The sequence below is a fragment of the Ruegeria sp. CDSB022 genome, assembly GCF_059611145.1.
Genome location: NZ_JBXWOZ010000007.1, coordinates 26,150 through 48,143, shown reverse-complemented (window position 1 = coordinate 48,143; position 21,994 = coordinate 26,150). Strand labels below are relative to the sequence as shown.

The 21,994-nt window shown below is 56.5% G+C and carries 17 protein-coding genes; 7 read left to right on the top strand and 10 right to left on the bottom strand.

What is annotated here, in order from left to right; genetic code table 11:
* Positions 1 to 119 precede the first annotated feature (119 nt).
* The 5 genes from AC2FIZ_RS12695 to AC2FIZ_RS12675 all read left to right on the top strand — a co-directional run bounded on the left by AC2FIZ_RS12695 (position 120) and on the right by AC2FIZ_RS12675 (position 6,778).
* Complete coding sequence (locus AC2FIZ_RS12695; protein WP_496791100.1) at positions 120 to 1,682, top strand: arylsulfatase; 1,563 nt, start codon at positions 120 to 122, stop codon at positions 1,680 to 1,682.
* Positions 1,683 to 2,478: 796 nt separating this feature from the next.
* Positions 2,479 to 3,516: a hypothetical protein gene (locus tag AC2FIZ_RS12690; RefSeq protein WP_281995171.1), complete on the top strand. Its 1,038-nt coding sequence runs from the start codon at positions 2,479 to 2,481 to the stop codon at positions 3,514 to 3,516.
* Positions 3,517 to 3,627: 111 nt separating this feature from the next.
* On the top strand, positions 3,628 to 6,072 hold the full coding sequence (locus AC2FIZ_RS12685) for a zinc-dependent metalloprotease (RefSeq protein ID WP_496791099.1): 2,445 nt from the start codon (positions 3,628 to 3,630) through the stop codon (positions 6,070 to 6,072).
* Positions 6,069 to 6,482: a hypothetical protein gene (locus tag AC2FIZ_RS12680; RefSeq protein ID WP_281995173.1), complete on the top strand. Its 414-nt coding sequence runs from the start codon at positions 6,069 to 6,071 to the stop codon at positions 6,480 to 6,482. Before AC2FIZ_RS12685 ends, AC2FIZ_RS12680 begins: the two co-directional genes overlap by 4 nt.
* The gene (locus AC2FIZ_RS12675) at positions 6,479 to 6,778 is read left to right on the top strand and encodes a hypothetical protein (RefSeq protein ID WP_281995174.1); all 300 of its coding nucleotides are present in this window, start codon (positions 6,479 to 6,481) and stop codon (positions 6,776 to 6,778) included. The genes AC2FIZ_RS12680 and AC2FIZ_RS12675 overlap by 4 nt, the downstream gene beginning before the upstream one ends.
* 647 nt (positions 6,779 to 7,425) lie before the next feature.
* Here AC2FIZ_RS12675 and AC2FIZ_RS12670 read toward each other — a convergent pair.
* The 8 genes from AC2FIZ_RS12670 to AC2FIZ_RS12635 all read right to left on the bottom strand — a co-directional run bounded on the left by AC2FIZ_RS12670 (position 7,426) and on the right by AC2FIZ_RS12635 (position 17,931).
* A complete protein-coding gene (locus AC2FIZ_RS12670; protein WP_281995932.1) occupies positions 7,426 to 9,105 on the bottom strand; it encodes an amidohydrolase in 1,680 nt (559 codons plus the stop codon).
* Between the two features lie 31 nt (positions 9,106 to 9,136).
* On the bottom strand, positions 9,137 to 10,357 hold the full coding sequence (locus tag AC2FIZ_RS12665) for a serine hydrolase domain-containing protein (protein WP_171238375.1): 1,221 nt from the start codon (positions 10,355 to 10,357) through the stop codon (positions 9,137 to 9,139).
* A gap of 108 nt (positions 10,358 to 10,465) precedes the next feature.
* Positions 10,466 to 11,497 (bottom strand): extracellular solute-binding protein, encoded by a 1,032-nt coding sequence (locus tag AC2FIZ_RS12660; RefSeq protein ID WP_171238374.1) that lies wholly within the window; start codon positions 11,495 to 11,497, stop codon positions 10,466 to 10,468.
* 50 nt (positions 11,498 to 11,547) lie between these two features.
* Positions 11,548 to 12,378, bottom strand: a complete 831-nt coding sequence (locus AC2FIZ_RS12655; protein WP_425595924.1) for an ABC transporter permease — start codon at positions 12,376 to 12,378, stop codon at positions 11,548 to 11,550.
* Complete coding sequence (locus tag AC2FIZ_RS12650; RefSeq protein WP_171238372.1) at positions 12,371 to 13,327, bottom strand: ABC transporter permease; 957 nt, start codon at positions 13,325 to 13,327, stop codon at positions 12,371 to 12,373. The genes AC2FIZ_RS12655 and AC2FIZ_RS12650 overlap by 8 nt, the downstream gene beginning before the upstream one ends.
* Complete coding sequence (locus AC2FIZ_RS12645) at positions 13,327 to 14,388, bottom strand: ABC transporter ATP-binding protein (RefSeq protein WP_171238371.1); 1,062 nt, start codon at positions 14,386 to 14,388, stop codon at positions 13,327 to 13,329. Before AC2FIZ_RS12645 ends, AC2FIZ_RS12650 begins: the two co-directional genes overlap by 1 nt.
* A 114-nt stretch (positions 14,389 to 14,502) precedes the next feature.
* Positions 14,503 to 15,279 carry a helix-turn-helix transcriptional regulator gene (locus AC2FIZ_RS12640; protein ID WP_170352659.1) on the bottom strand — a complete coding sequence of 259 codons (777 nt, stop codon included), beginning with the start codon at positions 15,277 to 15,279 and terminating at the stop codon, positions 14,503 to 14,505.
* Positions 15,280 to 15,747: 468 nt separating this feature from the next.
* The gene (locus AC2FIZ_RS12635) at positions 15,748 to 17,931 is read right to left on the bottom strand and encodes a transglycosylase domain-containing protein (protein WP_496791097.1); all 2,184 of its coding nucleotides are present in this window, start codon (positions 17,929 to 17,931) and stop codon (positions 15,748 to 15,750) included.
* 258 nt (positions 17,932 to 18,189) lie between these two features.
* Between AC2FIZ_RS12635 and AC2FIZ_RS12630 the strand changes: the two genes are divergently transcribed.
* Positions 18,190 to 18,528 carry a P-II family nitrogen regulator gene (locus tag AC2FIZ_RS12630; protein WP_496694078.1) on the top strand — a complete coding sequence of 113 codons (339 nt, stop codon included), beginning with the start codon at positions 18,190 to 18,192 and terminating at the stop codon, positions 18,526 to 18,528.
* Positions 18,529 to 18,561: 33 nt separating this feature from the next.
* Positions 18,562 to 19,884, top strand: coding sequence for an ammonium transporter (locus tag AC2FIZ_RS12625; protein ID WP_281973849.1), 1,323 nt, complete (start codon positions 18,562 to 18,564; stop codon positions 19,882 to 19,884).
* A gap of 64 nt (positions 19,885 to 19,948) precedes the next feature.
* Here AC2FIZ_RS12625 and AC2FIZ_RS12620 read toward each other — a convergent pair whose 3' ends face one another.
* Positions 19,949 to 21,133 carry an amino acid aminotransferase gene (locus tag AC2FIZ_RS12620; RefSeq protein ID WP_282027279.1) on the bottom strand — a complete coding sequence of 395 codons (1,185 nt, stop codon included), beginning with the start codon at positions 21,131 to 21,133 and terminating at the stop codon, positions 19,949 to 19,951.
* Positions 21,133 to 21,987, bottom strand: a complete 855-nt coding sequence (gene sseA, locus AC2FIZ_RS12615; RefSeq protein ID WP_282027280.1) for a 3-mercaptopyruvate sulfurtransferase — start codon at positions 21,985 to 21,987, stop codon at positions 21,133 to 21,135. The genes AC2FIZ_RS12620 and sseA overlap by 1 nt, the downstream gene beginning before the upstream one ends.
* Between the last annotated feature and the right edge of the window lie 7 nt (positions 21,988 to 21,994).

Below are 21,994 nucleotides of genomic sequence, written 5' to 3'. Positions count from 1 at the left end.
CCCCCCTCCAACGGTATAAAGGATAGTATCTTATTCAGAAGTATAGATTATTGAAATGTAGTGTGGTCACCTAGTCGCGCTGTGGATAGGCTGCGGAAAGTAAAAAGGCGGAGGGACAAATGAAAACATTAGCGGCAATGACACTTGGGCTGTGTATCGTAGGGTCTAGCGTTTGGAGTGACGAAAGTGAGCGCCCAAACATACTCGTGATTATGGCTGACGACGTAGGATGGGCAAGCCTCGGCGTTTACCATGGGGGTATCAAAAGTATCGAGACCCCAAATCTCGACCAGCTTGCTTCCGAAGGTGTACGCCTGACGGATTACTATGCTGAACCCAGTTGTACGGCGGGTCGGTCGGCATTCATGACAGGACAAATGCCTATTCGAACAGGTATGCACACTGTTGGTCTCCCGGGCGATCCAGTTGGGTTGCACCCCGATGATCCCACGCTGCCAATGTTTTTGAAGAAATTGGGCTATACCACGGGTCAGTTTGGCAAAAATCATCTTGGAGACCTGAATGAGTTTTTGCCTACCACCAAGGGCTTCGACGAATATTGGGGTTGGTTGTATCACTTGAACGCAATGGAATACACAAGTGACCCAGACTGGCCCGATGACCCGGAATTCGTGGCGCAGTTCGGTCCACGTAACATCATCCATTCGTACGCTACCGAAGAAGACGACGAAACGATCGACCCTCGTTTTGGTAAAGTTGGAAAACAACGCATTGTCGGTGATGGGCCCGCCCCACCAGAACGGCAAGCGACCTTGGACGATGAGGTAACAAATCACACCAAAGACTTCATTTCTCGCGCGGTAGAAGCAGATACTCCATTCTTCGTGTGGATGGCTCCGGCACGGGCTCATGTCTGGACACATCTTAGTCCCAAGTATGAGGCGATGCTTGGTGACGGTCGCGGTCTGCAAGATGTCATTATGAAAGAACTGGATGACAACGTCGGGAAAGTCTTAGCTCATCTGGTCGACCTTGGAGTGTCCGACAATACTATCGTCATGTTCACCGCGGACAATGGTCCGGAGACGCTGACGTGGCCGGATGGAGGCACGACACCCTTTCATGGCGAGAAAGGAACGACTTGGGAGGGCGGTTTCCGCGTCCCGGCGGTCATCAGGTGGCCCGGCAAGATCCCCGAAGGGCAGGTGTTGAACGGTATTTTCAGCGGCTTGGACTGGATGCCAACATTTGTTGCTGCTGCGGGTGGTCCGGCGGACCTCAAAGAGAAACTGTTAGAAGGTTATGAAGGCTTCAAAGTCCACGTCGATGGCTACAATCAACTTCCTTATCTGAGCGGAGAAGCGGAAGAGAGCAGCCGTCGGGAACTGCTCTACTACCAGGGAACGGACCTTCAAGCTGTGCGCTATAATGATTGGAAAGCTCATTTCGTAGTTCAAAACCATGGATGGTCTGGCCCAAAAGAAGAGTTGGTAGCTCCGTTGCTCTATAACTTGCGCAGAGACCCGTATGAGAAAGCAGCTGATGAAAGTGGCATGTATGTCCGTTGGATGGGAGAAAAAATGTGGGCGTTCGGGCCCGCCGCACGCATTGTGCAATCGCACTTGGCGACCTTCCAAGACTTCCCGCCGCGAGGACGACCGGTAGCAAATCAGAGCCACGTAGAAGAACAAACTTCCAAGGAAGGTGGCATGTCTCAGTAGAAAACTGAACTTCCACTATTCAAATGCAGGGCGAGCTTTCGTTGGACACAGCCGCAAGCTCGCCTTTGTGAAACTACATTTTTGGCGACCCAAACGGGTCATTACTTTGAGTAAATGGCCGACACTTTCTGATTTTTGTAAATGGCGGTTTTGTCCGCATCTTACCAGTTCGTGCACCGCGCAGCGAACGGCGCGATTTCCAGAAGCAGCCACTCCTGTCCGTTGCAGCGAAGGCTACCGAAGAGCCCAAAGCCGTCGGATTGAAGTCGCGGCTTTCGCAACTCCGGCAATAAAACCGACCAAAGCAATCGGCTGCATCGCAGCAAGAAAAGCGGACATTTATCCGCTGAGCAGCGCGATTTTATTCATTGATGTCGTGGGAGGGACTTTTCCCGACTTCGGTTGTGCGGGCTGTGTCGTTCATTTCGGCTCAATCTTGACATTTGATCAAAGTCCGGGCGTGGCATTGCTGCTTCCGAAGAGCAAAGATTTACCAACGTCGGCGGTGTTTGGTGTTACGAATGAATGTAGCGCGGGAATAGACTGCAGTACAGCGCAAATTCTCGGACGACCGCATTTTTCTCCGGTTCGAAATCGACTTCGGCTGTATTGATGTCCCTCGAGATGACGATGTCCACTTGTCCGGCCCGAACAATTAACTCATGCGGATCAAAGAGGAATTAGTGCCGCACACGAAGTGTAATCTCGAATGGATCATTGAGTGCCGAGAGCTACTGATGAACTATGTCTGCATTGTCCCCGGCTTTTGACCCTAAACATAAAAAGGAGGGCTCGAATGAAATGGCAGATCATCGCTCTGGCGTGCTTGGGCCTATGTATCTCGTCTTTGGCAATATGGCTGGTGAACCGCAAAGTTTTGTCAATTGAACCGATAGACGCGCCGTCAGAAACACTGTTCGATACTGGGCGGGAAGTAGACTTGGCGAGCATCGAGCAGCGTTTGTTGGATGTCGGGCTCCACCCCACAGGTGCGTTGAGTGACTTGGGTGTTGACGATCATTTAGCCCGACTTGAAGCAAATGAGGTTAGCGCTACCACCTTGTTCGTCTATGCGGATGCCATTGAGACGCTAACGACCCGAAGTATGGAACGGGGCCAGGCTTTGCCTCCAACTTTGTGGGATGTCAGTACGCCTGCGCTCATTGACGCCGGTTGGACTGTTTATTCACTCACGACCGCACTTGCTTCGGAAGCAGGTGGTATCCACGTTGACCTTTTGACGGACGCCTATGGCGCGTTTGTAAATAACCGGCCCAACGCTTTGGAAGGGGCGTTGGCATTGCTGCCGCTTGCGGGCGACTACGTCCGCGCTTTGCCGGAAAATGCGCGGGCGGAACGTGAAGCTCACGCTAAAACAGATGGTCAAGCGACGGTGCTGATATGGCAGGCGCTTTTGACGGGCACGCACCGCTATAATCCGATCACCCACAAACCCCTTTGGAGCCATGGATTTGTAGGGCATTTCAGCGTGCCGCACATTCATCAATATGCGACCGGAACAGGTCAAACCCCCAGTCAAGTCTGGGGTGTTGAGGGGTTCAATTCGAGATTTGTCGGGACAACGTCGAACTCAAACCAAGTGGAGCATCTTGGGATCAGTTCGCTGCTGCAAGGAGTGGGCAATGTCCCGAGCGCAGTGCTCAGTGCCGTGGAGGCCCTCGAAGAATACATCAACCATGAAGATCCGATTGCCGGAGCGGCCGACAGAGCTTTGAACGAAGTCGTTCGCAACGTTCTGGTTCCCAGAATGGAAGAGGAGCCACTGGATTTGGCTGCTGCACTTCGGGCGGCGTTTGCTGCGGAACCGGAATAATACGTGGGGCGACATAAACTCAAGTGCTGCTGAATACCTGATTGCACTTGCAGGAGTTCGCCTTAATCTTTGGGCTTCGACATGCAGTTGTCGTGACTGGAGAAATCAAACATGAGGCTCTTTGTAATTCTTGTAGTATCATTGCATGTCCTGTCGACCGGTGCGGTTGCCGAGGGTGAGCCTGACTTCCAAAGCTTGATCGCAGGTGCTGTGGTCAGCGAAGGAGCGGCAACGATTTATGGAAAAGATGGGTCGTATCTTTTGGCAGTGCCTCCCGAAGTCTTAGACCGAACCCTGTTCTGGAGCGCGGAAGTGGCGCGATATCCTGCCGATGCAGTAGCGCTTCTGGGGACAGAAATTGCGACCCATGCGGTCAAACTAGAGCGACAAGGCAGCCGGTTATTGGTCCGTTCCTTGTCCTCAGGATCAGTGCGGATTACGGACCAATTAGGCGCGGTTTCGCCTGATCTAAAGATACGGCCAATAGACATTGCCATCGCCAACGCCCAGATCGGGCCCGTTCTGCTGGCCTTTGAAATCATGGCGGAAGATGAAGACGGATACATGTTGGTCGATGTAACCGAAGCATTTTCGTCCGACATTCCAGATGTGTCGGCCAAGGGGCAAATCGCCTCAACGGGCCTCACGCCAATCGGTGTCGATCCTAAACGATCCTACATCTCGCATGCCAGCACATTCCCCGAGAACATTTTTCTCAAGTCGCATCTGACTTTCATGGCTCAGGATCAGTCCGGGCAAGACCGCGCGGTATCAATTGAAGTTGCACATACAATTGCGCTCCTTCCAGAAGAACCTATGGAACGGCGGCGGTTTGACCCGCGTGTAGGTTACTTTTCCAGCGAAGTTCTGCAGTTTGAAACTGCAACCGGTGCAGTTGCCGAAAAAACGCAACTTGCCTTGCGGCACCGTTTGGTTCACGCTGACCCTGATGCGCCTTTGCCCTCTGATCCAATCGAACCTTTGGTCTACTATCTGTCACCAGAAATTCCGCAGCGGTGGCGCCCTTATGTTCGCGCGGCAATCGAAGACTGGCAACCAGCCTTTGAAGCGGCCGGGTTCACAAATGCAATTATCGCGAAAGACGCGCCCACCCCTCAAGAAGATCCGGATTGGTCGGTCAATGACGCTCGGTATAATGTCGTCCGTTGGATTGCTCAGCCCGTGGCAAACGCATTGGGTCCGAATGTCCATGATCCGCGCACCGGCGAAATTATCTCTGCGCATATTCTGGTATGGCCAGACGTGATGAACGTGTTTTCGGAATATTATTTTCTGCTGATGTCAGACCTTGATCCGCTGGCTGGGTCTTTACCCTTGCCGGAAGAGTTACAAGGCCGGATTTTGCGCTATGCTGTCAGTCACGAGGTCGGTCATACGCTGGGTCTGCGCCATAATCATCAGGCGTCAACGGCATGGACCACAGAGCAGTTGCGCAATCCTGCATTTGTCTCGGAAAAAGGGTCAACGGCATCGATCATGGCCTATGGGCGGTTTAACTACGTCGCCCGACCGCATGACGGTGTCGATCAATTCTTTCCTCTGGTTGGGACCTATGACACCCATGCCATTGTCTGGGGCTATACACCCGACCTGAGCACGGATGTCCTTGATGCAATTGCTGCGAAGTCGCAAGGCAACCAGGAACTAGTGTGGGGTGCTGCGGAAAAGCCCGACGAGGTTTTCGGTCGATTTGATCCGACCGTTCTGTCCGAAAACATCGGTGCAGACCGTCTTGAAGCGACACGTGCAGGGGTCACTGCGTTACGATCTTCTATCTCCCGTTTGCCGACAGTCGTCCCGCAAACACCTACACGTTCAATTGACATATCGCGCGTGTACGATCAGGGGCGGGACCGATTTATGGGATTTGTTGAGGGCGTCACGCAAATGGTTGGAGGTTTCACTTCAACGTCCAACGATGGCCTGCCCACTGACTTTGTCGATGTTGCAGATCAAAAAGCCGCGGTGACATACCTTGCCTCTGAAGCCATTGCCGATCTGGAACTGTTTGCGGCCCCGGCAATTCTGGCCGAGATCAGGCCCATCGGAGGCCTCGAAACCGTGGACAGCATGGCGACTGCGATTATCGAAGGTCTGCTGGATCCGGTGGTTATCCGCCGCGTATATACACAAAATACGCTGAGGCCGGAACGCGCGTTCGGTGTGCCAGAGATGCTAGCCGAGGTCACGGATGCAATGCTTGCCGGCGATATTGCAATTGAGGATATGACGCCGGCAAAAAGTGCAGCCCTAAAGCGTTACATCGAGCTCTTGGGAGAGTTGCCGGAGTATGCAGGCGATCCATCGAATGAGCTGCTTGCATTGCTCGGGTTTCCGCGCGGATTTGTCGAAATGGCCAAGGCAGACCTGTCAGACACAGGCGTTGCTGACGCGGCGACAGTTGAGCTGGCGCGTCTGGCGGAAGCTTTGACACCGGAGGAGGATGGTATTGCAACGAAACTGCTCAAAGACGTTGAAAAAGTCATCGGTATTGAGATCGAAAACGACAAATCACAAGAGAAAGAAACGGAATGATACGAAAAGGACCGATGCTGTTTGCCGGTTTGATACTGGCGGGATGTGGGACGCAACAGTCCAGCGAAGACACGCTCCGGCAGCACGGGTATTCGGCAAACTATGTCGCCGGCTACCATGATGGATGCCCCAGCGGAAAACGCGCAGGCGGCGATAGCTTTCAGCAGGGCGCGCGCGATGATGCTGCCTACGCCGCAGGAGGCGACTACAAAACCGGCTGGGACTATGGTTTCCTGACCTGTCGCGAGACCGAGGCAAAGAATGAGAGGACAGCAGCCATCATAGGTGCGGCAGTTGCGGGCGGAATGTCCAGCAGCCATGGTGCAGATGGTATCGATGCGCGCGATGCACTCAAAGGGATAGATACTTCAGGATTGGAGGGCGTGGATTGGAACGCAGTGCAGCAATGAACAGAAAAATTCAACTACTGGGTGCTGCGTGCAGCCTGACTGTAATCAGCGCGTCGGCGACATATGCCTTTGACCGTGAAACAACCGAGGCGCTGAAGGCCTGTCACGATGAGGTGTGGACTGTCGATGCGTATGCGGATCTCCCAAACGCTGCCATATCAGTATGGCCAGCAAGTTCGGAAGATGGCCTGACCAAAGTGTACTGGGTTGTCGACTGGACCGACCCCGACATACAGGCAGCCGGACAGTGCCAATACCAAGCTGGTGGCGTTATCGGTTTCGAGCCGTTCGACTAACTCTCGGTTCGCAATGCACACTGGGGCCTTGTCCGGCCCTGTTCAACTTGGTGCGGTCAAGAATTTAAACTCTCCAGTTAATTTGTATTTGGAACCCTGTGTAACTGAAGCCGCTGACTAAGCTGCGCTGGACAAGAGCGGATCGTGCCTTGGACAGTCGCCAACAAATCGAAAAGAAACAGCTTAGGCGTTGGGCTACCTACGGCTTCGCTGATAAGAAAGGGAGGTTTCGCTTCCCCAAAATATACGGTTCGTTCAAAGTGACCATTACTACCTGCGTTTTCGGCAAATAGCCAGTTTCCAGTTTAACCGGTTTAAGCAGAGTTTAATGACCGCTTTCGGCAAATTTCTCGGCATCACCGCGAAGACGCCTGAATTTGTTGGCCAAGCAGTAGCCAATTTCGCTGAGAAAGGATTAGGACTGCTTCGTCCGCATCTTACCAGTTCGTGCACCGCGCAGCGAACGGCGCGATTTCCAGAAGCAGCCACTCCTGTCCGTTGCAGCGAAGGCTACCGAAGAGCCCAAAATACGGAACGCTGCACCGTGTGCCAATGTCGGCATTGCGGTGCCCAAGGCTGACAACCGACGATGAAAAGGAGGAGCATCGAAACTTTGACACAATCTTTTCATGGCCTCTCTGGCGGAATCAGCTTTGGAGATCTCCAAAAGAGATTCTTCCCCCGCAAATTGTCAGCGCAATGCGCGCATGGGCCAACTGGTTTTTATCAATTGAAAACAGATCCTGTTCGAGGATGGCGATGTCGGCCAGGTATCCTGGCTTCAAGCGGCCCTTTCGGTCCTCGTTAAACTCTAGCCAGGCATTGTCATGCGTGTAGGCAGACAGCGTAGCCATAAGGCTTTGACGGTTGTCCAGCCAAGGAGGTGGCAGCTCAGTGCAGTTAACGGCCCCGGCAACCGTCATCATTGTGTCGACAGGGACGACTGGCCAATCCGTCGAGAAACAGACTTTGGCGCCGCTCTCACGGATCTTGTTCCATGCAAAAGCAAAAGGGATTTGCTCCGCTGTCAGAATATCTCCGGCGGAATAGGGGGAAAACAATCCTCCTGCGGGTGAGTGCAGGGGTTGAAGAGAGGCAACGACGTCAAGGGCAACCAGCCGGGGCAGGTCCGCGGGGTCTATTACTTCAATATGTTCGATGCGGTGTCGGGAATCTCGGGCGCCGTTGGCGTTGCGCGCTGCCTCGTAACCGTCCAACGTACGCCGAACGGCACCGTCGCCAATGGCATGCGTGCTGAGTTGCAACCCCATTGCATCAGCGCGAATACAGGCTTCGTTGAAGTGTTCCGCACTGAAAACGGCATCACCGAAGCTCTTAGGTTTTCCCGGATAAGGCGCAAGCATCAGCGCCGTGTAGCTGTCCAGCACGCCGTCCATGAACATCTTAACCCGCCCTGACCAAACCATATTGGACGCAAAACGGCGGCGCATTTCATCGGCCTCTTGCAACCGATCCAGAGGGTCGGTGTTCTTCAAATGCATGGGCACCTGAACACGGATCGGAAGGCGCCCCTCGGCCTCAAGTTCGCTGAGCAGTTCAAGTTGATAAAAGTTGCCATCCATGTTGTGCAGCCCCGTAATCCCGTGGGATGCACAGTGGTTCAGGCCACGTAGGATGACCTCTTTGTCAAAGGCGCGTTCTTTGGGCGTTGCGGGTGGCTCGGGATCCGCTCCTGTGACGTAGCCCAGCAGATCACGTCCTCCCAGTTGCGACAGGCGCAGAACCGGGCCAAAAGCACCGGTTTCATTCAGCTGACCTTGTGCGGTGCCGTCCCCAGCCATCACGATTTCCGAACCGGGGGGAACAACTGAGCCGTGAAGAATGCCTGCCTTCTCCAAGGCAATTGTGTTCGCCCAGACCGTGTGGTGGTCAGCCGACATCAGCGCAACGGGACGCTCAGACAGAATGCGATCCAAATATTGCCGAGTGGTTTTAACGCCTGGTCCAAGAATTTCGTAATCGGCCGCAACGCCCATCAGCAAAGGTTCTTCTGGGTGCTCAGCCGCAAAAGTTCGCAACGCCTTGGTCAGAGCATCTGCGCCCATCGTTTCGCGCAGGTCCAGCATTCCCAACTCGGCCGCCCCGCCAAAAAGGTGCACGTGGCTGTCAATAAAGCCGGGCATAACTGTGCCACCGGCAGCGTCGATGATTTTGGTTCCGGCCCCAGCCATGGCGCGAATGTCGTCGGTGTCTCCGACAGCCACAATTGTGTCGCCCCGAATGGCCAATGCCGAAGCCTTTGGTGTGGCCTCGTCAAAGGTCAGAAGAGAGCCGTTGAGGATAATCAGATCAGGCGTCGGCGACATGCGGCCTCGTGTGTCTGAGATGGGTTTCGAACTAACCAAGCGCGCGAATGATGGCCTCGCAAGCGCGCACGGCATCGTGGCTAAAGGACTGGATCAGATAGTCGGGCCAGCTGGACAGCTTGACGATAACGACGTCCGCCATCAGATCAATGAAGATCAGTTGACCAAAAACTCCACGCGCCATGAACACGCCCCGACCGGGGTCGTGAACCCACCAGAACCTTCGGTATGCCCCTTGGGGAGACAGCACGTCATAGGGATCACCATGTTTCGAGGGGTCCGCACCCGAACAAATCCCCGAAACCCAGCTTTCCGGCACCACTTGTTGGTCACCAACTTTGCCACCATCGGCCATCATCCGACCGAACCGCGCATAATCGCGCAGCGTTGCGTTGAACCCACCGTCCGCGAGCGCGGTCTTGGCGTCGTCCACTGTGAAAAAGCCGGAATGCACGCAGCCAATTTTTTGCCAGATACGGCTCGACAAGAGCGAAGCAAGGTCTTCTCCGCTGACGCGTTCCAAGGCCCAGGCTACGACATCCGTCTCGATCGAGCGGTAAGAAAACACCTGCCCATGGGGTCTGACTTGAGGCAATGTCAGAATAACGTCCCGAATGGTTGGCTTGATTTCACCCTTGCGAACGGGGCGCCAGCCTGACGCCACATCGACGCGGGTCATGTCGCTGTCCGGAAGGCCGTAATCCTCGGTGAAACGCACCCCTGATTGCATATCAAGCGCCTGATCCACGGTGCATCCGGCATAGCCTGTCGCGGCCAATTCCGGCACGATGTTTTCAAGCGGTTCCGTGAGGTCGAGCTTGCCCTCTCCATGGAGCACACCGGCCAGAGATCCAATCAGGGATTTGGAGACGGATTGGCCCAGATGCGTAGCGTCTGGAGTGAAATCGTTGGCGTAAATCTCGGTAAGTATCTGGTCACCCTTCAGCACCAGGAAACCATCTGTGTAGCTTTCAGAGAGCCAGGCCGCGACGGAAAGGGGGCGGTCGTCAAAAGTTTGAAATTCGATTTCCAACAGGTCGCGGTGGGCCTGTTTCAATTCTCGGGTCTCCGGTCCTGGACGCACATCTACCGTAGGAAACAGGCTTCGCATGTTCTGGAAAGTCCAGCGATTGAACGGAGCAAGGTCCCAGTTCTCGAGCGAAGGACGCTTCTCAGGCGGGGGCGGGAAGCCCTGCATGATGCCGATCTCACGCGCCGTCTTGGGCCTGGTGCCGGATTTGCTGTCGTGCATTTTCCACGCTCCCGCAGGGCGACCAAAAAGGGGTCGCAGTCAGAGTAAGAAACTTCGGAAAGTGACGGCCCGGCCAACGGCGGGCCGTCATTCAGGAGACTTCAAGCCTTATTGCTTCAGGCGGGTCCAAACCTTGTTGTAAAGGTCAACGACATCCTGATCGCAGGGCTTCACAAAGTCCGGAACCGGTGCATCGGCGGGCATGACGATCTCAGGCGCGCTGAGCATCTCGGGGTCCATAAAGGCCTCCGACCCTTTGATACCGTTGGCATAGCGCGCGAAGTTCGAGGTCATCGCGGCGTTCTCCGGGTCCATCATGAAGTTCACAAAGAGCTTTGCGTTTTCCATGTTGGGTGCATCGGCAAGAACGGCAACATTGTCCATCCAGCCAGTGAAACCCTCTTTTGGATAGGCGTATTGCAGCGAGGGGCGATCCGCCCGAGCGCGCATGGCAGCGCCATTCCAGCTTTGCGACAGGTCTACGTCTTTCGATGTCAGCTTCTCGATCACCGCATAATCCATCGTGCGCCAGTCGCCCTTGGCCTTGGCGAGAAGCGCCATCAGCTCTTTCATCTGATCGGGGTTCGAGTTGCAACGCGGGTATCCGAGGTAACGCAGACCGGCGTTGATCACATCGTTCATGTCATTGAGCATGTTGATGCGACCTTTGAGTTCTTCGGGAGTATCAAAGATCAGACCAAGCGTGTTGATGTCGCCGCTGTAGACTGCGCTGTCGACTGTAAAGCTGGTGGTGCCCCACTGGTAGGGAACTGAATACTTGCGACCCGGATCCCAGTAGACATCGACCCAGTTCGGATCCATGTTCTTGAAGTTCTCCATTTCGGACGCGTTGATCTCGGCCAGCAGGCCTTCGCCAACCATGATCGCAATCATGTAGTCGCCGGGCACAACGACGTCATAGCCGGTGTTGCCTTCCTTGACCTTGGCCAACATGGTTTCATTGCTGTCATAGCCATCCAGCGTGACTTCGACGCCATATTGGGCTTCGAATTTCTCGATCATCTCGGGGTTGGTGTAGTTGCCCCAGTTGTAGATGTTCAGTTTGCCTTCGGCGTGGGCCGAGGCTGCGCTAAGCGCGAGGGCTGAGACAGCGGCGGCTTTGAGTAGTGAGTGTTTCATTTTAGTCCTCCGTTGAGTGGTTAGCGTCCCGCACCGACGCGGGCTTCTTGTTATTTTCGTTTGCGTTGCAGAAAGAAGGTGAGCGTGACCATGGCCACGGTCAGCCCGATCAGGATTGTCGAGACGGCGTTGACCTCTGGCGTCACGCCACGACGGATCTGGCCGAGGATGTAGATAGGCAAAGTGGTCTCGCCCGGGCCGGCCACCAGAAGCGTGATGATCACGTCATCCAGCGATACGACAAAGGCTAGCATGGCGCCCGCCATGACTCCGGGCATCAGGACCGGCAGCGTCACATGGCGGAATGTTTGCCAGGGTGTTGCGTACAAATCCGCAGCGGCGGCTTCATAGGTCACGGACATATCTGACAAACGTGCGCGTATCGGCATGTAAGCAAAGGGCACGCAGAAAACCGTGTGGGCGAGGATCAGCCAGCCGATCCCGGTTACCCCCGTGAGCTGGCGCAGGATCGAAAAGAAGGCCAGCGTGGCAATCGCCGTGACAATCTCGGGGATCATCAGGGGTTGGTTTATGAGCGCGATGGCCGCAGAGCGACCGCGATAGACGCCCCCGCGCGTTGTTGCCAATGCTGCCATTGTGGCAATGATGGTGGAAAACACGGTCGCCGTGAGCGCAACCTGAATAGAGATCATCGCCGAACGCCGGATGTCGTCGTTTTCCAAGGCTGCCGCGTACCAGCGCAAGCTGAACTCGGTCCACCGCACAACAGAGCGGTTGTCGTTGAAAGAGAACACGACCAGTACGGCAATTGGTGCGTAGAGGAACAACAGAACCAGCCAGGACATGCCAGTAAACAGGGGTTGCCTGCGCAACTCGCGAGACCCGGTCGACGGGCGGAATATCGACAGCAGTTTATCCATGTCCACCCTCCTTCGAAGCACCTGCCCGCAGGCTGACAAGGAGCGCGATCAACACAACTGCCATCAGGATCAGCGCTGCCGCGGCCCCAAAGGGCCAATTGCGCCCCGACCCGAATTGCAAGGCGATCAGGTTGCCGATCATCAGTTTCTTGCCACCGCCCAACAGTTCCGGCGTGATGTAGGCCCCGAGCGCCGGGATCAGCACCAGCACGCAGCCTGCGACGATGCCCGGGCGGGTAATCGGGATGATGATGTGGCGGAAAACCTGCGTACGCGTCGCATAGAGGTCATGTCCGGCCTCAAGCAGCGAAAAATCGAACTTCTCGAGCGAGGCATAGATCGGGAGGATCATGAATGGCAGGTAGCTGTAGACCAGCCCGGCAAGTACCGCGCCGTCGGTGTACAACATCTCAAGCGGTTCGCTGATCAGGCCGATCTTCATCAGCATCAGGTTCACAAAGCCCTCGTCCCGTACGATCAAAAGCATCGAGTAGGTACGGATCAAGAGGTTGGTCCAGAACGGTAGCGTGATGGCGAAGAGCCAGAAATTGCGTTGCTCCGGAGGGCGGGCCGCAATGAAGTAGGCCACGGGAAACCCGAGGATCAGGGTGCCAATCATGGTGGTGATGGCGAGACCAAAGGAGCGCCCGAAGATTTGCAGATAGGCGCTGTTGAAGCTCAGCGTATCATCAAAGATGTCCCTCTCGAAAAGGAACTGCACGTAGGCGTCGTAGGAGAACACCCATTCAACGCCGCCGTATGTTCCGGGCTCAAGAAACGAGTAAACCAGGGCAATCGAGAGCGGGAACAGACCAAAGATGCCAATGATCCCGAGTGCTGGGGTCAGCAGGAAGAGCCGCGTTCTGCGCCTTTGACGCGCGCGTTCTTCTTGGGCCGCGCGCAATCTCGTTTCGGCGTCGGTGCGCGAGATATGTGCAGCGGCACTCATCAGTCTTCCAGCACGTGCAGCATGGAGGTGTCACATTCGAGGCCAACCCGCGATCCGACGGGGCGTGGGGTGGAAACCTGGACATGAACGCTGACGCCATCTTCCAACAGCACGAGCATCTGTGACCCGGCCCCGAAATAGATGCTGTCTACGACCTCACCTCGCAAGAGCGCCGTCTCTGCACTCTCATCAACCACGCGGATGGTTTCAGGGCGTAGAGCCACATGCACGGGGCCGGGTGTGAGCGAGGTGCTGGCTGTATGAACCGTGAGTGGTGAACCCTCGCCAAATTGGATTTTTGCCGCATCCCCGTCAAAGCCAAGCAACGTCGCATGCACGATATTGGTGTCGCCAATAAAGTCCGCGACGAACCTGCTTTGTGGAGCTGTGTAGATCTCTTCCGGTGTGCCAACTTGGCGTATCGCACCTGCCGACATCACTGCGATCTGGTCCGACATTGCCAGCGCTTCACCTTGGTCATGGGTGACAAAGACAAAGGTAATGCCTGTCTCATGCTGCAGCCGCTTCAACTCGCTCTGCATCCCTTTTCGAAGTTTCAGGTCCAGCGCAGAAAGTGGCTCATCAAGAAGAAGAACCTTGGGACGCGGCGCCAGCGCGCGCGCCAAAGCCACGCGTTGCTGCTGCCCGCCTGACAACTGATCTACACGACGCGTTGCAAACTCTCCGAGCTGGACCAGGTCCAGCATCTCGTTGATGGTGCTGTCGATTTCGGCCTTGGGCCTCTTCAGCATCTCAAGGCCAAACCCAACGTTGCGGGCCACGCTCATGTGGGGAAACAGCGCATAGTTCTGGAACACTGTATTCACGGGGCGATTGTTTGGAGCCAAATGGCCGATCGACTCGCCATCCAGTGCAATCTCGCCTTCGGTCGGAAGCTCGAACCCGGCGATCAATCGTAAAAGCGTCGTCTTGCCACAACCCGACGGGCCCAAAAGCGTGAAAAAGCTTCCTTCGGGAATGGTCAGCGACACGTCTCCCAGAGCCGTTACGGCCGCTTGGCCTTCGCCAAAGCGTTTTGTCACATTCTTTACGTCGATCATGGTCTGATCCAGACACCTGCACTTGTTGGTATGCAGAATCAGCTTAGAGCCATGAGACCGAACCTGTGAATACCTCCAAAGGGCGGGGTGACTTGTACCCCCAAAGGGGTAGGCCTAGTCGTTGGTCGAATGCAGGAACATCGAAAACAGGGCAGATTGAGAAGAAATTCCCAGCTTTCGGTAGATGTTCTTGCGATGCACTTTGATCGTCGAAGGGGAAACGTCCAGCAAAAGTGCTATCGACCGCGTCGAGTGCCCGCGCAAAAGGGATTGCACCACCTCGATCTCCCGCTGTGTCAAACCCTTGCAAACCTTGTCGATCACCCCATCGAAATCGACCTCGCTATCTTCGAACTGGCCTGATGAGGGGGTGCGATGAAAGTGCTGCTCGCAAAGCGCCGATATTATTGGATGTAGATCCGTTAGCCTTTCGACATCCCGCCGGGAGAACCGGGTTCTTCCCTCCGAGGGACCGAGGGAAAGAAACAAGGTGCCGTTGGCAATTGTCACGAAAACCCCCATCTCATCTCTTAGAAACAGGGTCTTGTAGTAGATGCGAAAGTAGTCGGAGTTGGCAAACCTGTCTGGCGCCACGTCTCTCAGCACCATCACCGGTTCGTGGCGTTCACCGATGAAACGAACAACAAATGGGTCCAGCAACCAAGCGCGATCAAGCCATCGGTCCACAACGACCGAGCGGCGTTCTGCACGTACATTGTCATAGACATGTTCGGGCGCTTTTCCTGGGTTCAGAAGGCTGACAAACGCGCCCTTGAACGAAGCTGCTCCGCGCATGAGGTTCAACAACTCTGGCATAAAGTTGGACGTCCCTACGGCCCGAATAGCCCCAGCTACGTCTTCCGAGTACGTTGGTTGTGCGGACTTACCCAAGTATCCCACCTAGCGATAGGGCGTTTCCAAGCCAATGTGGACAGTCGGAATTAACTTGGCAACCTTTTCACACTGAAATCTGCCTCGAAAAGCTTTTCCGCATCGGCTCGCTGGATCAATTCCGCAATCTGCTCCAGCACAAGTCTTCTAAGATCAAAGAGGCCAGGTAACTTTGAGTTGTCACTTGTATCGCTTCAGCACTTGAACCTGATGATTTGCCAAATCTGGGTAACTTCGTGTCTGTGCAAAGGAACTCTGATCCAAGGAATAGCTGAGTGTTTCGAATGGAAGCGGACATTGCATCAATGGCGATGGATGGCAGCTTTGTCCCGCATATCGGAAGTTGCAATGTTGGCAGCGGCAGAGCAGTTCAGACGTGGAATTCACGTTGATACGGATGCAAATCGGGCATTCCGCACAATATGCTGTCATTGGCTGACCCTGCGCGCCGACTTTCCCTTGCCTACATCAGTTGCCAAAGATGTTGTTCAGCAGGTTGTTGATCGCATTTTCGAACCCATTGCCCTGATTGCGGCGCTGACGTCTGGGTTGCTCTTGCCGGACGGGCGGATCGGGGGCCAGCATCGGCAGCGGTGTGGGTGTCATCCCCTCGGTCACGCGCACCATCGTCTCTTTCCAAATCTCCGCAGGTAACCCGCCGCCGGTCACGCCGGACAGGGGGGTGTTGTCGTCATACCCCATCCAGACTCCGGTCACATAATCAGCCGTGAACCCGATGAACCAGGCATCCCGCGCCGCCTGCGTGGTGCCGGTCTTACCTGCCACCTGCCAGCCGGGTAGTTTCGCGCGCCCGCCCGTGCCTTCGGACACGACACGTTCCATCATCCAGGTCAGTTGCTTGGCTGCCTTATCGTTGATCACCCGCTCACCGATGCCGGTACTCGTCGCCATCAGAGGGGCGTCGTCCCCCAGCAGCTTCAGCTCGGTCAACCCATAGGGCTCAACCGCTGAGCCACCATTCAGGATACCGGCATAGGCCCCCGTCATCTCGATCAACGTGCTTTCTGACGCGCCCAGCGCCAGCGCGGGTCCCTCGGCCAGATTGCTTTCAATGCCAAACTCACTGGCGACGGTACGGACATTTTCCAGACCGGCAACCTCGGCCACTTTCACCGCCGGGATGTTCAACGAGTTCTTGAGGGCATCAGCAAGCGTGACGCGCCCATAATGCTTGTTGGTGTAGTTCTTGGGGCACCATTGCCCCGAACCGGCGATATTTATGCAATAGGGCTCGTCCATCACAGTATCCAGAGGCGAATAGCCCAGTTCCAACGCGGTGGCATAGACGAAGGGTTTGAAGGATGATCCGGTTTGCCTCAGCGCCTGTGTGGCCCGGTTGAAGGCGCCCGATACGCGGGTCTTGCGCCCGCCGACCATCGCCCGCACGGCACCATCTGCCGACATCACCACGATGGCAGCTTGCGCCTTGGATCCTTCGCGCACCTTTTCCTTGAAGATATATTGCAATGCCTCTTCTGCGGATTTCTGCAGGCGCTGGTCCAGCGTGGTTCGGATCACCACATCATCGGTGGTGTCGGACCCAAAAAAGCTGGGCAGTTCCGTGATGACCCAATCGGCAAAATACCCACCGGCGCGTGCAGCCGCAGCCTCGGACAGTTGCGCCGGGCTGCTGCGGGCACCGCTGGCCTGAGCAGTGGTCAGATAGCCCTGCGCCTCCATCAGCCCAATCACCAACTGCGCCCTATCCTGCGAGCGTTGCAGGTTATTTGTCGGCGCATAGCGCGTCGGCGCCACCAGCAGACCGGCCAGCATCGCCGCCTGCGAGGGGCTGACCTCGGCTGCAGAGATTCCGAAATAGCGCTGGCTTGCGGCCTCAAATCCGCGTGCGCCAGATCCCAGGAAGGCGCGGTTCAGATAGATGGTCAGGATTTCATCCTTGGAGTATTTGACCTCCATCGCCATCGCATAGACAGCCTCTTTGCCCTTGCGCCACAGGGATCCCTGACGACAATCGGATTCATAGGCGGCCTCGGATTCCCATTCGCTGGGCACGTAAGGCACACCCAGACACAACAGCTTGGCCGTCTGCTGGGTGATCGTTGACCCGCCATGGCCAGACAAAGGCCCGCGCCCTTCGCGCAGGTTGATACGCACAGCGCTAGCGACACCCCGAGGACTGACGCCGAAATGGCGGTAGAATCGCTTGTCCTCGGTGGCGACCACTGCGTTTTTCAGATACGGAGAAACCGTGTCCGCGGTGATTACCCCGCCGAACTGATCCCCACGCCAGGCAAAGACTTTGCCATCCCGATCCAACAACGTGACCGACCCGCGCGCGCGCCCGTCTAGCAAAGCATCGACATCAGGCAAAGAGGTATAGACAACCCCGACAGCCAGCGCCAGCAACAGAGCGGCCACAGCGCCCACGCGCCAGCTTACCCCCCAGATCAGGCGCCAGACCCAGCGAAACAACCGGCGAAAAAAGCCACCACCACCGCCGGATTTCCGGCGTGTCTTTCTCCGTGTGCTTTTGCGGGTTGTCGTTTTGCGCGCCGCAGCCTTTTTGCCTGCGGGTTTCGCAGTGCGTTTGGTCGCCGTGGGTTTTCGCCCCTTCGACGCGTATCTTTTGTCCGCCACAAGCGGTGCCTTGCGGCGCCTGGACTCAGTCATGCTCAAACTCTGCCCGGTTATCGTTTTGAGGCACCATACCCTGCTATACCGATGAAGTAGAGGTCTGAATTTCCGGAATACACCCTCTCTAACTCGCCTATAATTTAGTCGATATGCAGAATCTGTGCAAAAATTGTGCACTCATTCACCAATTCCTCCCGAATTTGACCACTGAACCGTTCCTTACACAGCTTCGGCACGCTCTTTTTCTGCAGGTGCAAACACGCCGGACAGGCCGGGGAAGCAGAGGGGAACAGCGTGAAACTGATTATTGCAACAATCAAACCGTTCAAGCTCGAGGAGGTGCGCGAGGCACTGACCGACGCGGGCATACGCGGCATGATGGTAACCGAGATCAAGGGCTTCGGCTCGCAATCGGGGCACACGGAAATCTATCGCGGCGCCGAATACGCGGTGAACTTTGTACCCAAGATCAAGCTTGAGATCGTGGTGCCCGCCATGATGGCCGACCAGATCGTAGAAACCATCACCAAATCCGCCAAGACCGGCAAGATCGGCGACGGCAAGATTTTCGTCCTCGACGTTGAGCAGGCCCTGCGCGTGCGGACCGGGGAAACGAACGAAGAGGCGCTGTAAGCGCCCCCACTCAACACTATTCGAGGACTGACAATGAATCTGATGAAATCTCTCATCCCTGCCGCCGCGATCGTCGCGCTGCCGCAGATTGGCCTAGCGCAGGAGGCCGCCACCGGCGAAGCCGCGCTGCACACACAATACATCTTCACCACGCTGCTGTTTCTGATGGCAGGGTTCCTGGTTTTCTTCATGGCCGCCGGCTTTGCCATGCTCGAAGGCGGGCTGGTGCGGTCGAAAAACGTGGCCATGCAGATGATCAAGAACGTGGCGCTGTTTTCCTTTGCCGCGATCATGTACTGGCTGATCGGCTTCAACCTGATGTACCCCGGCGACGGCTGGACCATCGCGGGGTGGGTTGGACCGTTCTTCAAAACCACGGTCCTGGATCCGGTGGGCGTGGGTGCTGACGCCGCGGCATTGGATTATGCTTCGGTTGGTTCGGACTTCTTCTTCCAACTGGTGTTTGTGGCCGCAACTGCGTCAATCGTATCGGGTGCTGTAGCTGAACGTATCAAGCTGTGGCCCTTCCTGGTTTTCGTGATTGTTCTGACCGGCGTCATGTACCCGATCTCTGGCTCGTGGCAGTGGGGCGGTGGCTGGTTGTCCGAGGCTGGTTTCTCGGATTTTGCTGGCTCGACCATCGTGCATTCGGTTGGCGGCTGGGCGGCTCTGGCAGGTGCCCTGATCCTGGGTCCGCGGATTGGCAAGTACAAAGACGGCAAGGTTCATCCGATGCCCGGTTCGAACCTGGCGCTGGCCACTTTGGGGACATTCATCCTGTGGCTGGGATGGTTCGGCTTCAACGGCGGCTCGCAGCTGGCGATGGGAACCGTGGGTGACGTATCCGACGTGTCGCGGATCTTTGCTAACACCAACATGGCCGCAGCGGCAGGCGCAGTGGCAGCCCTGATCCTGACACAGCTGCTGTACAAAAAGCCTGATCTGACCATGGTGCTGAACGGCGCGCTGGCCGGCCTGGTGTCGATCACTGCGGAACCGCTGGCCCCGACGCTGTTCGGCGCGCTGTGGATCGGTGCCGTAGGCGGTATCATCGTGGTCTTTGCGGTTCCAATGCTGGACAAGTTCAAGATCGACGACGTTGTCGGTGCCATCCCGGTTCACCTGTTCGCCGGGATCTGGGGCACCATCGCCGTGATCTTTTACGGCGAAGCCAGCCTGGGTACGCAGCTTTTGGGTATCCTCGCCTACGGTCTGTTCACCTTTGTCGGCGCTTTGATCCTGTGGTCGATCCTGAAGGCCACCGTCGGCATTCGAGTCAGCGAAGAGGATGAGATCAACGGCCTGGACATGGCGGAACTGGGCATGGAAGCGTACCCGGAGTTCTCCAAGGGCTGATATCCAACCCAATCCAACAAAAAACCCGGGCGGTGTCGCCCGGGTTTCTTTTTTTTCCGCAGATTTAAACTCCGACGTCGATAATCGCTTTGGCCAGAATCGGAACCGTGTTGGCATTCAGCCCGGCAATGTTCAGACGGCTGTCGCCGACCATGTAGATGCCGTGATCAGCGCGCAGTTGTTCCACCAGTTCCGGTGCCGCGCCCAAGCGCGAGAACATGCCGCGATGCTGGGCGACAAAGCCGAACCGGTCGGAGCCGCTGTGGCGTTGCAGCTCATCGGCCAGTTGCTGGCGCAGCCCCAGCATGGACAAGCGGATCTCTTCCAGCTCGGCCTCCCAGTCGGCCCGCAGGACGGGGTCGGTCAGGATCGTGGTGACCACGCGCGCGCCGTGGTCGGGCGGGAATGAATAGTTCTGGCGGTTCAGAAAGGCCAGCGTGCTCTGGTTCAGCGCGGTCTGTCCCGCATCTGCGCTGATTGCCATCAATAGGCCGGTGCGTTCACGGTAGACGCCGAAATTCTTGGAACACGACGCGGCAATCAGGCATTCCTTGACTGAAGACGCAACAAGGCGGGTCGCCTGCGCATCCTCTTCCAGACCGTCGCCAAAACCCTGATAGGCAATGTCGATCATCGCCACGAGGCCAAGCTCGTTGATGATGGTCACCACTTCCTGCCACTGCACCAGGTTCAGGTTGGCCCCGGTCGGGTTGTGGCAGCAGCCGTGCAACAACACCACATCGCCCGACTTGGCGGTTTTCAGATCGGCAATCATGCCGTCGAAATCGACGCCACGAGTCTCGCCATCGAAATAGCGGTATGGAACCGCTTCCATCCCCAGGTAATTCAGGATCGACAGATGGTTTGGCCAGGTCGGGTTCGAGACGAACACGCGGGCCGAGGGGTTGGCCATGCGGATCATCTCAAATGCCTGACGGCAGGCACCGGTTCCGCCGGGCGTCGCCACGGCAGCGATGTTGCCGCGTGGAACCGAGGTGCCCAGGATCAGGCCAATCATCGCATCTGCATAGGCCGGATCACCAGCCAGACCGGTATAGGCCTTGCTTTCCTGCTCTTCCAGAATGCGCTTTTCGGCCGCTTTCACCGCACGCATCACCGGGGTCACCCCTTCGGCATTCTTGTAGACGCCAACACCCAAATCGATCTTCTGATCGCGCGGGTCTTCGCGGTACATCTGCATCAGCGCTAGAATCTTGTCGGCAGGTTGCGGCTTGAGATGTTCAAACATCAGGTCTCTCCGGTTGCGACGGGCAGGGTCGGGAAGGCACCCCATTCAGCCCAGGAGCCGTCATAAAGCGAGTGGTCTTTCTTGCCCATGCGCTCGAGCGCAAGGCTGAGGATCGCGGCGGTCACACCCGACCCGCATGAGGTAATCGCCGGTTTCGACAGGTCGACGCCAGCGGCCTCGAAAATGGCGCGGCATTCCTCGGGCGATTTCATCGTGTGATTCTTGTTCAGCAAGGTGCCGAAGGGGACGTTTCGTGATCCGGGAATACGACCAGACCGCAGCCCTTCGCGCGGCTCGGGATCGGTACCCGCGAAGCGACCGGCTGCGCGTGCATCGATGATCTCGTGATCCCCCAGCTTGGCTGCGGCAGATACCTGCGTGACATCACGCACCAGATGGTTCTGAACCCGCACGGTCATGTGGCGGTCGCGGATAACAGGCGGCAGGTCTTCAACCTCTCGCCCCTCGGCAAGCCATTTCGGCAAGCCACCGTCCAGCACGGCAATGTTGTCCTGCCCCATCAGGCGGAACATCCACCAGACCCGCGCGGCCGAGGACAGCCCCGAGCCGTCATAGACCACCACCTGATGGCCATCCCCCACGCCCATCGCCCGCAGGCGCGACATGAATTTCTCGACCGGAGGCACCATATGCGGCAGGTCCGACCGATGATCGGCAATATCATCAATGTCAAAGAATCTCGCGCCGAGGATATGGGTCGCGTCATATTCCGCTTTGGCGTCGCGTCCGTGTTGCGGCAGATACCATGATCCGTCCAGAACCCGCAGGTCCGGATCCTTGAGATGGGCCGCAAGCCATTCGGTTGAAACGAGGGTTTTGGGATCGTCCTGCATCAATGCC

What these genes read in the sequence shown, in the direction of transcription:
- sseA (WP_282027280.1), bottom strand. Translation starts at nt 21,987, where the DNA reads ATGCAGGACGATCCCAAAACCCTCGTTTCAACCGAATGGCTTGCGGCC.
- AC2FIZ_RS12680 (WP_281995173.1), top strand. Translation starts at nt 6,069, where the DNA reads ATGATACGAAAAGGACCGATGCTGTTTGCCGGTTTGATACTGGCGGGA.
- AC2FIZ_RS12670 (WP_281995932.1), bottom strand. Translation starts at nt 9,105, where the DNA reads ATGTCGCCGACGCCTGATCTGATTATCCTCAACGGCTCTCTTCTGACC.
- AC2FIZ_RS12650 (WP_171238372.1), bottom strand. Translation starts at nt 13,327, where the DNA reads ATGAGTGCCGCTGCACATATCTCGCGCACCGACGCCGAAACGAGATTG.
- AC2FIZ_RS12625 (WP_281973849.1), top strand. Translation starts at nt 18,562, where the DNA reads ATGAATCTGATGAAATCTCTCATCCCTGCCGCCGCGATCGTCGCGCTG.
- AC2FIZ_RS12645 (WP_171238371.1), bottom strand. Translation starts at nt 14,388, where the DNA reads ATGATCGACGTAAAGAATGTGACAAAACGCTTTGGCGAAGGCCAAGCG.
- AC2FIZ_RS12695 (WP_496791100.1), top strand. Translation starts at nt 120, where the DNA reads ATGAAAACATTAGCGGCAATGACACTTGGGCTGTGTATCGTAGGGTCT.
- AC2FIZ_RS12690 (WP_281995171.1), top strand. Translation starts at nt 2,479, where the DNA reads ATGAAATGGCAGATCATCGCTCTGGCGTGCTTGGGCCTATGTATCTCG.
- AC2FIZ_RS12620 (WP_282027279.1), bottom strand. Translation starts at nt 21,133, where the DNA reads ATGTTTGAACATCTCAAGCCGCAACCTGCCGACAAGATTCTAGCGCTG.
- AC2FIZ_RS12685 (WP_496791099.1), top strand. Translation starts at nt 3,628, where the DNA reads ATGAGGCTCTTTGTAATTCTTGTAGTATCATTGCATGTCCTGTCGACC.
- AC2FIZ_RS12635 (WP_496791097.1), bottom strand. Translation starts at nt 17,931, where the DNA reads ATGACTGAGTCCAGGCGCCGCAAGGCACCGCTTGTGGCGGACAAAAGA.
- AC2FIZ_RS12675 (WP_281995174.1), top strand. Translation starts at nt 6,479, where the DNA reads ATGAACAGAAAAATTCAACTACTGGGTGCTGCGTGCAGCCTGACTGTA.
- AC2FIZ_RS12655 (WP_425595924.1), bottom strand. Translation starts at nt 12,378, where the DNA reads ATGGATAAACTGCTGTCGATATTCCGCCCGTCGACCGGGTCTCGCGAG.
- AC2FIZ_RS12660 (WP_171238374.1), bottom strand. Translation starts at nt 11,497, where the DNA reads ATGAAACACTCACTACTCAAAGCCGCCGCTGTCTCAGCCCTCGCGCTT.
- AC2FIZ_RS12665 (WP_171238375.1), bottom strand. Translation starts at nt 10,357, where the DNA reads ATGCACGACAGCAAATCCGGCACCAGGCCCAAGACGGCGCGTGAGATC.